At 55.2% G+C, this 15,082-nt stretch carries 8 protein-coding genes and 1 CRISPR repeat array; all 8 genes read left to right on the top strand.

Features of this window, described 5'->3' with window-relative positions; translation table 11 throughout:
- Positions 1–295 precede the first annotated feature (295 nt).
- The 8 genes from acnA to csm2 all read left to right on the top strand — a co-directional run bounded on the left by acnA (position 296) and on the right by csm2 (position 15,065).
- Positions 296–3,121: an aconitate hydratase AcnA gene (gene acnA / locus QEN43_RS04220; protein WP_026612080.1), complete on the top strand. Its 2,826-nt coding sequence runs from the start codon at positions 296–298 to the stop codon at positions 3,119–3,121.
- A 715-nt stretch (positions 3,122–3,836) separates the two neighbouring features.
- Positions 3,837–4,085, top strand: a complete 249-nt coding sequence (locus QEN43_RS04215; RefSeq protein ID WP_026612078.1) for a hypothetical protein — start codon at positions 3,837–3,839, stop codon at positions 4,083–4,085.
- On the top strand, positions 4,063–4,224 hold the full coding sequence (locus tag QEN43_RS04210) for a hypothetical protein (protein WP_156912927.1): 162 nt from the start codon (positions 4,063–4,065) through the stop codon (positions 4,222–4,224). The genes QEN43_RS04215 and QEN43_RS04210 overlap by 23 nt, the downstream gene beginning before the upstream one ends.
- A gap of 21 nt (positions 4,225–4,245) precedes the next feature.
- The gene (locus QEN43_RS04205) at positions 4,246–4,542 is read left to right on the top strand and encodes a Uma2 family endonuclease (protein ID WP_156912926.1); all 297 of its coding nucleotides are present in this window, start codon (positions 4,246–4,248) and stop codon (positions 4,540–4,542) included.
- Between the two features lie 104 nt (positions 4,543–4,646).
- A CRISPR array of direct repeats spans positions 4,647–9,242; the repeat unit is 36 nt; unit sequence GTTTGAAACGAGACCTGATTAAGAAGGGATTAAGAC.
- 382 nt (positions 9,243–9,624) lie between these two features.
- Positions 9,625–10,587: a CRISPR system precrRNA processing endoribonuclease RAMP protein Cas6 gene (cas6, locus tag QEN43_RS04200; protein ID WP_317963730.1), complete on the top strand. Its 963-nt coding sequence runs from the start codon at positions 9,625–9,627 to the stop codon at positions 10,585–10,587.
- Between the two features lie 78 nt (positions 10,588–10,665).
- Positions 10,666–11,784: a CRISPR-associated ring nuclease Csm6 gene (gene csm6, locus QEN43_RS04195; protein ID WP_317963729.1), complete on the top strand. Its 1,119-nt coding sequence runs from the start codon at positions 10,666–10,668 to the stop codon at positions 11,782–11,784.
- A 16-nt stretch (positions 11,785–11,800) separates the two neighbouring features.
- Positions 11,801–14,575, top strand: coding sequence for a type III-A CRISPR-associated protein Cas10/Csm1 (gene cas10, locus QEN43_RS04190; RefSeq protein ID WP_317963728.1), 2,775 nt, complete (start codon positions 11,801–11,803; stop codon positions 14,573–14,575).
- Between the two features lie 10 nt (positions 14,576–14,585).
- Positions 14,586–15,065, top strand: coding sequence for a type III-A CRISPR-associated protein Csm2 (gene csm2, locus QEN43_RS04185; protein ID WP_317963727.1), 480 nt, complete (start codon positions 14,586–14,588; stop codon positions 15,063–15,065).
- Positions 15,066–15,082 lie beyond the last annotated feature (17 nt).

Below are 15,082 nucleotides of genomic sequence, written 5' to 3'. Positions count from 1 at the left end.
GAATCGCACCAATCGCGTCCGCGAACGATGCCTGTCCTGAGCGTAGTCGAAGGGCCTGTCCTGAGCCCGGTCGAAGGGCGGTTCTCTTCGCTCACCGCATCCTACGGTTTGTAGGGTGCGGTGAGGAACGAACCGCACCGGAATAGACTCCATGGCTTAAAGCATTCTCCTCTCGCTCGTATCGCATAACGAACTAGGCGGAAGTCGCTACCGCCTTCGATGCGGGTGAATGGATCCAAGCACTCGTACCGTGGCTACGAAATGCTCCAAGACGACTTGAAAACGGGAGACTCGAATGAAAAACAGCTTTAACGCCCGCTCGACGATTCGCGTCGCCGACCGCGAGTATACGATCTATCGGCTGGACGCTGTCGGCGACGTCAGCCGCCTGCCCTACAGCTTGCGCGTTCTACTGGAAAATCTGCTGCGCAACGAGGATGGCGTCACCGTCACCCGTGAGGACATCGAAGCCCTCGCCGGCTGGAATCCCCAAAATCCGCCCAATCGAGAAATCGCCTTCTCGCCCGCGCGCGTCCTGCTCCAGGATTTTACCGGCGTGCCGGCCCTCGTCGACCTGGCCGCCATGCGTGACGCCATGGCCGAACTCGGCGGCGATCCAACCAAGATCAACCCTCTCATCCCGGTCGAACTGGTCATCGACCACTCGGTCCAGGTCGACGCTTTCGGCACGCCCGATGCGTTCGAAAACAACGTGGAGCACGATTACCGCCGCAATGCCGAGCGCTACGCCTTTTTGCGCTGGGGCCAGCAGGCTTTCGACAATTTCAAGGTGGTGCCGCCCAACACCGGCATCTGCCACCAAGTGAACCTGGAATATCTGGCGCGCGTCGTCTTCTCCACCGACGAGAACCCCAACCTGCCGCGCGACGGCGGACGTCCGCTCGCCTATCCCGATACCTGCGTCGGCACCGACTCTCACACTCCCATGGTCAACGGCCTCGGCGTGCTGGCCTGGGGCGTGGGCGGCATCGAAGCCGAAGCGGTCATGCTGGGGCAGCCGGTTTCGATGCTCATTCCCGAGGTCATCGGCTTCCGCCTCGAAGGCGCCCTGGCTCCGGGCGTGACCGCCACCGACCTGGTTCTGACCATCGCCGAAATGCTCCGCAAGAAAGGCGTGGTCGGTAAGTTTGTCGAGTTCTACGGCCCGGGCATCGCCTCCCTGAAACTGGAAGACCGTGCCACCATCGGCAATATGTCGCCGGAATACGGTGCGACCTGCGCCATTTTTCCGCCCGACGAGCAAACCCTTCGCTATCTTCGTTTCACCGGCCGCCCCGAGGAGCGGATCGCGCTGGTCGAGGCTTACCTGAAAGAACAAGGACTTTTCCATGACCCGAATGCACCCGAGCCCGTCTTCACCGACACCCTATCCCTCGATCTCGGCTCGGTACGGCCCAGTGTCGCAGGTCCCAAGCGTCCACAGGACCGCATCGATCTCCCTGATCTGAAACGGGTCTTCCATGAAACCCTCCCTTCCCTGCTTCCGGCCGGAGCTAAATCCCCGGAGTCGCAACCGAAGGAGCATGAACCCCGCATCGATCACGGCTCGGTGGTCATCGCCGCCATCACCAGTTGCACCAACACATCCAATCCTTCGGTCATGATCGCGGCGGGGCTTCTTGCCAAAAAGGCTTGCGAACATGGACTCACCCGAAAACCCTGGGTCAAGACCTCGTTGGCGCCGGGCTCCAAAGTGGTGACGGACTACTTCCGCCGGGCCGGACTGACACCGTACCTGGATCAACTCGGCTTTCAAACCGTCGCCTACGGCTGCACTACCTGCATCGGCAACTCCGGGCCTCTGCCGCCCGAAATTTCCGCCCAGATCCAAGAGCGCGGACTGGTCGCTTGCTCGGTGCTATCCGGAAACCGTAACTTCGAAGGGCGCATCAACCCCGAAGTGCGCGCCAATTTCCTGATGTCGCCCCCGTTGGTCGTCGCTTTCGCCCTCGCTGGCCGGATCGACTGGAACCCGGAACAGGAGCCGATCGGTACGGGCAAGGACGGCAAACCGGTGTATCTCAAGGACATCTGGCCCAGCGAGGAGGAGATCGAAAATACCATCCGCACGGCCATCCAGTCCGACATGTACCGCGCCAGCTACGGTCAGGTCTACGAAGGCGACCAGCGCTGGAAAGCCATGCCCATCCCCTCGGCGGACCGCTTCGCTTGGGATGAAAACTCCACCTACGTGCGCCAGCCGCCGTATTTCCTCGGCATGCAGGAGCAAGCGCCGGCAGGCGTCGAGGACATCCATGGCGCTAGGGCGATCGCCCTACTCGGCGACTCGATCACGACCGACCATATCTCCCCGGCGGGAAGCATCCAAAAAGACTCACCGGCCGGAAAATACCTGATCGGACAGGGCGTGGAACCGCAGGACTTCAACTCCTACGGCTCGCGGCGCGGCAACCACGAAGTCATGGTGCGCGGCACCTTCGCCAACGTGCGCATCAAGAACCGGCTCGCGCCCGGAACCGAAGGCGGCTACACCACCTATTTCCCGGAAAACACCGTCATGACCATTTACGACGCGGCGGTGCGCTACCAGCAGGACGGCACGCCGCTCTGCATCCTAGCAGGAAAGGAATACGGCTCGGGCTCCTCCCGCGACTGGGCGGCCAAGGGCCCCTATCTACAGGGAATTCGGTTCGTCCTCGCCGAAAGCTACGAGCGTATCCACCGGTCCAACCTGGTCGGCATGGGCATCCTTCCGCTCCAGTTCCGGGACGGCGAGAACGTCGAATCCTTAGGCTTGAGCGGCCGCGAGACTTTCTCCGTGCTCGGACTCGGAGAAGCCATCGCCACCCGCTTCGCCAACGGTCGCGACGTGACCGTTGAAGCCACAGACGAAAACGGGCAGGTCAAGACGTTCCGCGCGACGGTACGCATCGACACGCCGCAGGAGGTGCTCTATTACCGGCACGGCGGCATCCTCCAGTACGTCCTTCGCCAACTCCTGGCCGGCAAGAACGCCGCGTCCATTTTCGGCGCGACGCCCACGGCCTCCCGGCCAGAACCACAAACACCGCCGTGCGAAGGCATGGTCGACCAAGGTTCCAGGGACTCCTTCCCGGCCAGCGACCCGCCGGCTTACTGAAGCGAATCCGCGCACACCAGTGCGGCTCATGCCGGACCATCCTGGTCCGGCACCCTACGGGCGGCTTTGCCGTGCACCCGTTCGTCGGAACGAACGGGAACGTGCGGAGCGCGGCCCGAAGGGCGAGTCTCAGGGAAGAGACGAGTAAACCGGCACCAATCCTCCGGGAGAGGATTGGGATGCGAAGCGCCCGCGAGGGTGAAAAACAAGGATGTTTTTCATCAATCCTGCCGGTTTGTCGTGCCTCACCACGCCCTACAAACCGTAGGATGCGGTGACCGAAGGGAACCGCCCTTCCACCCGGCTCAGGACAGGCCCTTCGGCTACGCTCAGGACAGGCATCGTTCGCGGACACCATCGGTGCGGTTCGTCCCTCACCGCACCCTGCAAACGGTAGGATGTGGTGAGCGAAGCGAACCGCCCTTCGACCAGGCTCAGGACAGGCCCTTCGACTACGCTCAGGGCAGGCATCACTCGCGGACGCATCCGGCGCTTCGTTCGTGAATTTCGCAAGCTTGCCGGACCTTTCTTAAAAATTCCTCTCGGTATGTAATGGACGCCCCGCTTTCACCAAAAAGAAGGTTTTCTCCCCCTGGCATTATTCCGCTGCTATTTCGAAATCGCCGAACCGCTCCGCCTCCCCGCCTACACTGAATCCGCCTGTCGCCGCGCATAAGGCAAGACCGAAAAAGCAAACGTAGAGCATTGCGGCTGAGTGGATGAAGCACTCGCTAAAATCATCTCCATCAATCGCTCCAAAGAGGACAAAGCCGTGCGTGAAAAAACCCTGGCCGAAGCGTGGCAGGTGTTAACCGGCCCCAATCTAAAGCGGCATGCCTTAGAAGACATCATGACGCGTGGCGGACAAAAGGCTTTTGAAATCAACCGCCGGGCAAGGCCGCCAAGACGGCAAGAGCTATCTACGATTCGGAGGACTGTTCATGAACTGGCAAGACATCTGTGACAACCCATTATTCAAGGACTTTCCCTTCAAGTTCGAAACCGATCGCTGGGGCCATATCGTCATGAGGCCGGCAGGCAACCGCGATTCCCGCTATCACGTACGGATTGTCGGCTTGCTGGAACGCTTCCTGACAAACTGAGAGGCCTTTCCGAAGTGCAGTGTGCAAACCGCCAACGGTATAAAAGTCGCCGACGTTGTTTGGGCGAGCCGGGACTTTCTGGCTCGCAACGGCGATGCCAGTCCCTATCTCGAGGCCCGTGAAATCGTGGTCGAAGTGCTTTCGCCATCGAACGGCCTGGCCGAAATGGAAGAAAAGAAGGAACTTTATTTCGCCCGTGGCGCGCGCGAATTCTGGGTGTGCCAAGAAGGTGAAATGCTGTTCTACAATAACCACACCCGGCTCGAACGCAGCACCCTCGGGCCCGACTTTCCAACCCGTGTCGAGTTACCCGCATGAGGCCCCAAAAATCGCCCTCGCTCGACGCTAACTTTTCGGGAAGTCAATTTTTCTGCAACCCCCTTTGTAACCTATTGAATATGGAGGTGTTTTAGACGCGAGCTGTTTGAAACGAGACCTGATTAAGAAGGGATTAAGACCTCATCGACTGTCAATGCTTGCAAGTCGTCAAAGCGTTTGAAACGAGACCTGATTAAGAAGGGATTAAGACTAATGATGTCGTCCGCTTTAGCGGATAATTCTTCTGTTTGAAACGAGACCTGATTAAGAAGGGATTAAGACATGGCTTACCTCCTTAGGTTGCCTTGCAACGGAACGTTTGAAACGAGACCTGATTAAGAAGGGATTAAGACGAGCGCGTGACCAAGCAAGTTAAGGCTGCATAAGCGGTTTGAAACGAGACCTGATTAAGAAGGGATTAAGACAGGTCGCGCGCTGCGTTTTCTATGTTGTAGCTATGTGTTTGAAACGAGACCTGATTAAGAAGGGATTAAGACAGACGATTTTTTGATTGATTGTTTTCAATAGTGTCGTTTGAAACGAGACCTGATTAAGAAGGGATTAAGACGCCAGCTTGCTTGGCATGGTACTTGCTGAGCAAGTTTGAAACGAGACCTGATTAAGAAGGGATTAAGACTTCAGTCAATTCAAAAGTCACGCCGCGAAAGCTTGTTTGAAACGAGACCTGATTAAGAAGGGATTAAGACGCATTCTAAGCAACGACTTTGCGTTGCTGGGATCGGTTTGAAACGAGACCTGATTAAGAAGGGATTAAGACTTGCCTGCGAGACATATCCTCTCTCGGTTACGTTTGAAACGAGACCTGATTAAGAAGGGATTAAGACGAAGACTTCTCTTGATACTTGAGACGTTCTAGCCGTTTGAAACGAGACCTGATTAAGAAGGGATTAAGACCCGACGGGTTACCATCCTTGTCCAGTACGCGGGGTTTGAAACGAGACCTGATTAAGAAGGGATTAAGACCGTATCCCCCTATCAAAGTGCGACCAGTGTTTCGTTTGAAACGAGACCTGATTAAGAAGGGATTAAGACTTGCACGCCCAGCGACAACACCCGCTTTACCTTCGTTTGAAACGAGACCTGATTAAGAAGGGATTAAGACTGTCCTCAAGCTTGCTTAAGGACATGTCCTTAACGGGTTTGAAACGAGACCTGATTAAGAAGGGATTAAGACCGAACTGTGCCGCCTCAGCTGCGGTCATAGCCTGCGTTTGAAACGAGACCTGATTAAGAAGGGATTAAGACCGTGCCGGTCAGAACCAGCTCGACGGGGTGCGCCGTGTTTGAAACGAGACCTGATTAAGAAGGGATTAAGACATCACGAAGTTGCCTGTTTTCCTTAAGCAATTCCTGTGTTTGAAACGAGACCTGATTAAGAAGGGATTAAGACCATATTTCGTGGAAATATTCAAATGTTCGAGCAGTTTGAAACGAGACCTGATTAAGAAGGGATTAAGACTTCGGAATTATGCGAATCTTTCTGTTAATGCGCCGTTTGAAACGAGACCTGATTAAGAAGGGATTAAGACCTATCGGTTCTTGCTTGCTGGATTGATTAAAACAAGTTTGAAACGAGACCTGATTAAGAAGGGATTAAGACGCAGCGGATACGCGAACGTATCCGCCCACAAGAGGTTTGAAACGAGACCTGATTAAGAAGGGATTAAGACCCCGGCCTGAATGAAAATGTCCCGCCAGCCGTCCGTTTGAAACGAGACCTGATTAAGAAGGGATTAAGACCTCGTCAAGGCTCAACTCTTCACTCGTATTCATTGTTTGAAACGAGACCTGATTAAGAAGGGATTAAGACAACCTCGTCGCTGCCGTCGTGGATCAGATTGGCGGGGTTTGAAACGAGACCTGATTAAGAAGGGATTAAGACCCATTGTATCTCCCCTTATTTCATTACGTTTACGTTTGAAACGAGACCTGATTAAGAAGGGATTAAGACAATAGGCAGCGTATTCTATTACCTCACTTAGCATTGTTTGAAACGAGACCTGATTAAGAAGGGATTAAGACGTTTGCTGCCTCTTGAATTGCTTCGCGTAATTTCGTTTGAAACGAGACCTGATTAAGAAGGGATTAAGACAATAGGCAGCGTATTCTATTACCTCACTTAGCATTGTTTGAAACGAGACCTGATTAAGAAGGGATTAAGACGGCGTATTCGGAGAATACCGCCAGGTCAGAGAGGTTTGAAACGAGACCTGATTAAGAAGGGATTAAGACCACTCGACCCGCGTTATTTAGCCAGTGAGTAGGCGTTTGAAACGAGACCTGATTAAGAAGGGATTAAGACTCCTCTTCATAAGCCATATTGGCAGCATGTTCTGTTTGAAACGAGACCTGATTAAGAAGGGATTAAGACTATTCCTCTCAAGCGATTGATCGAACTCGCGAAGGGTTTGAAACGAGACCTGATTAAGAAGGGATTAAGACAGCTTGTATCCCTGAATATTCGTAAGGGTAACCGTTTGAAACGAGACCTGATTAAGAAGGGATTAAGACAGACGAGGGACGCACGACAAGATGGCGAGATCGCAGTTTGAAACGAGACCTGATTAAGAAGGGATTAAGACCTTGCTTTATTGCTTCATTTAGCTTCATGAACGGTTTGAAACGAGACCTGATTAAGAAGGGATTAAGACTTTATCTTGCGCATTGTAGTGCCTCATTAGGTGTTTGAAACGAGACCTGATTAAGAAGGGATTAAGACTCTATTCTCCAGTTGTTGCTTGACTGATTGTGCCGTTTGAAACGAGACCTGATTAAGAAGGGATTAAGACCATTTCCGCCTGTCGACTAAGATCCTCGCTGTTGTTTGAAACGAGACCTGATTAAGAAGGGATTAAGACTTCTCCTCTCTTTATCGGTTGATCAATTGTGCCCGTTTGAAACGAGACCTGATTAAGAAGGGATTAAGACAGTTGATTATTGACTAACTGATAAGGCACGTCCTTGTTTGAAACGAGACCTGATTAAGAAGGGATTAAGACACAATCCTTCGACGCTGTTTATCCACAACGCTACGGTTTGAAACGAGACCTGATTAAGAAGGGATTAAGACTCTTATAGGTTGATTGATTACGTCTCGCAACGGAAGTTTGAAACGAGACCTGATTAAGAAGGGATTAAGACTTCCTTACTTCGACAAAATGATAGCTAGTTTATTGGTTTGAAACGAGACCTGATTAAGAAGGGATTAAGACCGCAACGAAATGCCCATCTCATTGAGGCGGGTCTTGTTTGAAACGAGACCTGATTAAGAAGGGATTAAGACCCAAGTATTCTTTCATTCTCGGAGTTGTTGCGTAGTTTGAAACGAGACCTGATTAAGAAGGGATTAAGACACGATTGGAAATGAATCGTTGGTGAGTTCGTACTGTTTGAAACGAGACCTGATTAAGAAGGGATTAAGACATTTGGGCAGTTATCGTGATTTTACTCATCGTCATGTTTGAAACGAGACCTGATTAAGAAGGGATTAAGACCCAAGCTTGCCTGCAATGCAACAGGCAAGCTGTTTGAAACGAGACCTGATTAAGAAGGGATTAAGACCTTGATACGTTCCAAGCTTGCTTGCAATGCGGCGTTTGAAACGAGACCTGATTAAGAAGGGATTAAGACCAAACGTGCGCCAATCGTTTTGTTTGAAGTCTTTGTTTGAAACGAGACCTGATTAAGAAGGGATTAAGACCACCCCCTTAATGCTAGTCTAACTGTATGGAAAGGTTTGAAACGAGACCTGATTAAGAAGGGATTAAGACTTGAACAAGAATGGGCAAAAGCTCGAACTTGTACGTTTGAAACGAGACCTGATTAAGAAGGGATTAAGACACCGGTCAAGCCGCGGAACTTTCTGTCCACCCCAGTTTGAAACGAGACCTGATTAAGAAGGGATTAAGACCTTAAGAGCTTCTAAAATTTGCGCTATTTGGACGGTTTGAAACGAGACCTGATTAAGAAGGGATTAAGACACGATGTCGGAAGCTGCTTTTGCCAGCGCGTCGGCGTTTGAAACGAGACCTGATTAAGAAGGGATTAAGACAACAGTCTCGTCGTCAAGGTATCGCTGACTGCTGGTTTGAAACGAGACCTGATTAAGAAGGGATTAAGACGGGTTTCCGCGTCCAACTTGTCCTGGACTTGGGTTTGAAACGAGACCTGATTAAGAAGGGATTAAGACCCGTTGAGGATCTCAAATTCCGTGTCCGTGCTCAGTTTGAAACGAGACCTGATTAAGAAGGGATTAAGACCGGAAGCATTCCGCAAACCCTCGACGCAAGTCCTCGTTTGAAACGAGACCTGATTAAGAAGGGATTAAGACAAAGTCGACCAAAGGATATTGCTTCTTTAATTCTGTTTGAAACGAGACCTGATTAAGAAGGGATTAAGACCCGTCACGGTGTCAAACACCATCCAGCCGCCCTCGTTTGAAACGAGACCTGATTAAGAAGGGATTAAGACCTCGGCCCGGCGTTGTAATTCCTGAGCCAGTTCAGTTTGAAACGAGACCTGATTAAGAAGGGATTAAGACACACGGCGGCGTAAAAACGTTGCGTTGCGTTGAGGTTTGAAACGAGACCTGATTAAGAAGTGATTAATACTTAATGCCGGATTCAATCTGATTTTTGTCTAAGGTTTGAAACGAGACCTGATTAAGAAGGGGAATTAAAAGACATGAATAAAAAGGCCGTAGGATGCGGTGACCGGAGGGAACCGCATCATTCCCGTTATCGACCGATGTATCTCCAGCGGCAAACGGTGTCTTCGGGAACACCGAAATTCGAAAGATTCGGTTTTTACCTCACCACATCCTAAATAGTTCCGGAAACTTACCGAGTAGTATCAGGGGGGAATTCAAAGGGTGGACCGCCTGGGGAACGGAATCACGCGGACCTATGAAAAGGCTCTGTTCGAACCGACCTTCCCCGCGCCTGCTGAGTCGATTCGATACCCTGGAAGCTGTCGATCGCTTCGCAAGCTTGCCGAATCTCTCCTAAACTTCCTCTCGGTTTGTAATGGATTTTCCCGCTACCGAGTAGAAGAAAGGTTTTCATGTCCTCAGCCTCCCGCTTACCGATCCTGCCCCTGGCGGTGTTCCGCTGCCATTTCGAAACCACCGAACCGCTCCGCCTCCCCGCCTATCCCGGGTCCGCCTGGCGCGGTGCCCTCGGCCATGCGCTCAAGCGCACGGTGTGCGTGGTGCGGGGCACGGACTGTCCGTCCTGTCTACTGTACCGAAGCTGCGTCTTCCCCTACGTGTTCGAAACCCCGCCGCCGCCCGACAGCGAAAAAATGCGGCGCTACGCTACGGCACCGCACCCCTTCGCGCTGCGCATCGACCCGCGACCCAATGGCTTGCCCTACCGCCTCGGGTTGACTTTGTTCGGACGCGCCGACCGCCATCTTCCCTACTTCATCCATGCCCTGGACCAGGCCGGCAAAACGGGCCTCGGCCGCGCTTCGCAAGCCTTCGAACTGATCAAGGTGGAGCAGGCCGAGGCAACGGAAAATCCGATCGTCTACGAGCCCGGCCAGCCCTTGCGGATGACACCCGCCCGAACACCGGCTATACCTGCCCTCCCCGAACGTTTCGAAATCCGCCTCGAAACCCCGTTGCGACTGAAACGGGAGGACCACCTCGTCACGCCCGCGCAATTCCGTTTCGGTGATCTATTCGGCCCTCTGCTGCGGAGGCTGTCCATGCTGACCTACTTCCACACCGATACCCCGCTGGAGGTCGACTTCGCTGCCCTCGCCCAAAGCGCGCGCAACGTGCCGGTGCATGAGCCCAAGCTCCGCTGGCACGACTGGACGCGCTATTCCTCGCGCCAGCAAACCACCATGCAGATGGGTGGGCTTCTCGGCCGCTTCGAACTGCGCGGCGAGGAGGTCGAGCCGTTCTGGCCCTACCTCTGGCTGGGTCAATGGACTCACGTAGGCAAGGGCGCCACCATGGGACTCGGCCGCTACCGCATCCACGCCGCAAGCTTGCCGGAACCCCTGACCGACTACTAGCGAAGGCACACTATCGCGCAACGGACAGGACCGCCAGGGACGGCAACCCAACCGTTCATCTGACCGACTGCGACACGAATGAGCTACCCTCGACGAATTTTGCTCGTCATTACCGGCTTGACGCCCCAAGTTGTGACTGAAACCCTGTTTGCCCTCTCGCAGGAGGAGCCCGAATCGCTTCCCACCGAGATTCACGTCCTCTCTACCGCCGAAGGCGTGGAGCGAGCGCGCCTGATGCTGTTCAGCGACGAACCCGGCTGGTTTCATCGCTTGTGCAAGGATTACCGGCTGCCGCCGATTCGGTTCAGCGTGGATAGCTTGCACACCTTAACCGATGCTGACGGCCATCCGCTGACCGATATCCGCAGCGGCGCGGATAACACCGCGGCCGCAGACGGCATCACCGAATGGGTGCGCCGCCTCACCGAGGACGACGATACCCAGTTGCACGTGTCGCTCGCCGGCGGCCGAAAAACCCTCGGGTTCTTCGCGGGCTACGCCCTCTCGCTGTACGGACGCCCGCAGGATCGGCTCTCCCACGTCCTGGTCGACGCGCCGTTCGAGTCGCACCCCGGTTTTTTCTACCCCACGCCGTATTCCCACGTGATCTACGCCTCGCCGCCCGATCAAAAGCCGCTCGACACCCAAAACGCCGTCGTCACCCTGGCCAACATCCCTTTCGTGCGCCTCCGCCACGGCCTGCCCGAGGCGCTGCTCAAAGGCCGCAGCAGTTTCTCGGCGACCGTGCGCGCTGCCCAAACCGCCCTGGGACCCGCGCGCCTCGACATCGATCTCTCCGCGCGCACCGTGACCGCCGGCGGCATCGAGATTCCCTTTCCACCCGCTGAGCTCGCTTTCTACGCCTGGCTCGCCCGGCGCGCGCAGCAAGGCCTCGATCCGATTCCGTGTCCATCGCCTTCCCTACCGGATTATCCGAACCAGGCCTACGCCGAAGAATATCGCCGGGAATACCACACTATCCTCGGCGAGCTCGGCGATGCTGACCGCGTGGTGGAAGGGCTCCGCTACGGGATGGACAAGAATTATTTCGAGCGCCGCAAAAGCCGGGTGAACCGGATGCTGCGGGATGCTCTGGGGGCGGCAGCTGCCGCTTATGAGATCAAAGGTTTCGGTCGACGCCCCAGGACGACGTATGGTCTGAGCCTGTCGGCCCACCAGATTGACTTTTGTGCTTGATTCAGAGGAGACCCGGATGAATTCCGAACGACTGGAAGCCTCGGCCCGTGTGGCCCTGGCAGCGTTTCTGCACGACTTGGGGAAATTCGCGGAGCGTGCCCGCATTCCTGAAGCGATGCAGAAAACCGATAAAGACAGTACGCGCCGCGACATCAACGTTCAGCTTTATTGTCCTCACTTCCAAAACCGTGCGACCCATATCCACGCGGCCTATACCGCGATCGCCTTCGATTTGCTGGAGCGCCACATGCCGGCGCTGGTCGGTCGGGATATGACGCCGTTCGCGTCCTGGAGCGAAGAGAACGCGGACGATTCGCTGATCAACGCCGCCGCGCGCCATCATAGGCCGGACAGCCTTTTGCAATGGATCATCGCTACGGCAGATCGTCTTGCTTCTGGTTTCGAGCGGGATGAGTTCGACAACTACAACGCCTCGTCGGATGAGACCGAATACCGCAAAAACCACTATACCGCCCGGCAATGGACGCTCTTGGAACAGATCCGTCTGGACGAAACCGCGCCGGAAAAACTGCCGCGCTGGCGCTATCCCTTGAAGCCGCTTTCACCGAAAGGCATTTTCCCCGTGCAGGCGGCGGACTACGAAAAAGACGACAATGCCGCCGCGCAAGGCGAATACCAAAAGCTTTGGGATCAATTCAAGGCCGCCATGGAGGAGATACCGGAGGCGCACCGGAACAGCCTTCCGCTCTGGCTGGATCATTTCGATAGCCTCTGGCTCGCTTTCACCCATGCGATTCCGTCAGCGACCGTGGGCAAGGTCCGACCGGATGTATCGCTTTACGACCATTCCAAAACCACCGCGGCCCTGGCAGTCGCACTCTGGCGCTACCATGACGACCAAAAACACGGCGGCGGAGCCACGCGACGCGAACTGGCCGCCATGTGGGATAGGCAACGGGCGGAGAGCGAAGAAGCCCGCAAAGCTTGGGACGAGCCCAAATTCCTCCTCATTCAGGGGGATTTCTTCGGCATCCAGGATTTCATCTTCGCCACCGGCGGCGAAACCCAGAAGCGCGCCGCGAAGCTCTTGCGCGGAAGGTCTTTCTACGTCTCGCTGCTCAACGAACTGGCGGCCTTGAAAGTGCTGGAAGCGCTCGACCTTCCCTCCACGAGCCAAGTCGTCAATGCCGCCGGCAAGTGTCTCATCGTGGCCCCGAACACGCCGGAGATCGTCGAGAAACTCAAGGTCGTCCAGACCGAACTTGACGACTGGTTTCTGGCCCATACCTACGGTCAATCCGGCGCCGGGCTGGCCTGGCTGCCCGCGGCGAGCCGAGATTTTCGACATGGCGCCGGACAGGACAGCCCGTTCCGAGACCTGATGAAACGCCTGTTCGAGCAGCTGGACGAAGCCAAGCTGCGCCGCTTCGGACTATGCGGAGACACACCTGCGCCGGCTGTCTTCGCCGGATTTCTTAATGCTTTCGACATCAACAAAGGCGCTTGCGCGATCGACGGCCGTTCGCCGGCATGTCGTCCGCTGGAGGAAGGCAAGGATGTCCATGTCTCGGCTCTCGCCTACGATCAGATCATGACCGGTCATTACCTGGCCACCCAGGATCGCTTGCTCGTCACTCGCCGGCCGATCGAGCCGCTGCGACCGGGGCAGAAACTGAACCGCCTGGAACTTTCCATTTTCGGCTATCACATCCTGTTCACCCGCTCGAAAGAGGCCACCGGAGATTTCGGCGGGGAGGCACGGTCCGGCAACCTGGCGCGCGCCTGGGACTTCTCTCTGCCCGAATCGGCCGACGCGCCGTTGTGGGACGGCTATGCCCGGCGCTACATCAATGCCTATGTGCCGCGCTTCGACGAAACCAATGCCTGGGAAGCGGAGCGTTACGAAGGCATCGAAAATCCGGAGGACTTCGATCCCCATCCGGAAGAGATCAAGACCCTGAACCACCTGGCGCGTGACGACCGCCGCCTGGATCAAGACGGGAACTGGATCGGCGCGGAGGCCCTGATGACGCTGAAAGGCGATGTGGACAACCTCGGCACGATTTTCCAGAAAGGGCTGGAACGGCCCACATTCGCCAAAATGGCGGGATTGTCGCGGCAGATGAATGCTTTCTTCGCCGTCTATCTGCCCTGGCTGTGCGCGCAGGGTACGGAGAATGGTGTCCGGCGTTACCGCAACACCTACACCGTCTTCGCGGGCGGAGACGATTTCTTTCTCATCGGCCCTTGGCACTCGACCTTGAAACTGGCCCAACGCATGAAAGCGGATTTTGCCGATTATGTGGCCGGAAACCCGGATATTCACTTTTCGGCCGGGCTATCCATGACGAAACCCGGTTTGCCCATCCGTCATCTGGCTCGGCTGGCCGAGGAAGCGCTGGACGACGCCAAATCGTCCAATCCCGACAATCGGAAGTCGCCGCCCAAGAATGCCGTCACCTGCTTCGGGCATACGGTCTCGTGGGTGCACTTCGACAGCCTCATGGAACGGGAAGCGGGGCTCACGCGCCTGGCGAAAGACGAGGCATTGTCGACAGGCTACCTCTACGGACTGCTGCACCTCACGGACATGGCGGCGAAAGTCGGAGAGAAACCGGAGAACGCCCTTTGGCACGCCTACTTCGCTTATCGCACCCGCCGTCAGGCGGAAAGCCGCATCCGGGGCGGCGACGACCGTCAGGAGACCGAACGCAAACGCCGCGCCTGGCAGGGATTGTTAGCCGAAGAAATCGCACGCTTAGGCATAGAGCAACACGGGGCAGCCTACAAGATCGCCCTCTTTACCCATTTGTATCAGCAACGTGACTAAGGAGGTAACTATGGGTCTTTTTGCATTCAGCACCACTCCACCAAGATGCACTTGCCAGACGGAGCCGTTCGACATCTGCAACCCGAGTATCGACCTGTACGACAAAACCGCTCGGCAGCTTGCGGAAGAGTTGAAGGATCCGGAACTTCTCACCGAGGACAAGAAATCCCGGCAATGGCGGGTAAAGCGAGACGACAAGGCGAATAAACCCACTCAGCTCAGGAAATTTTATGACGAGCTTTGCATGTGGGAACAAAAAGCGCGCGACGTCGAAAGCTTCGGAAAAATGCTGCCGTTTATCAAAATGATGAACGCCAAAGTTGCCTATGCCAGAGGTCGAGAATTGGTAGACGACAAATTTGTTACGTGGTTTTCCACTTGCATGGATCAAATCAAGGATTCGAGCGAGGCCGGACTATCGGCATTCCGAAATTTTCGTACGCACTTCGAAGCGTTTCTCGGGTTCTTTAAACAAGCCCGGCCAAATTAGGTTCTGAAACCGATTTG

Source organism: Methylocaldum szegediense, from assembly GCF_949769195.1.
GTDB classification, from domain to species: Bacteria; Pseudomonadota; Gammaproteobacteria; order Methylococcales; family Methylococcaceae; genus Methylocaldum; species Methylocaldum szegediense.
The sequence above is the reverse complement of the archived record's forward strand: the minus strand, read 5'-3'. Positions and strand labels throughout refer to the sequence as shown.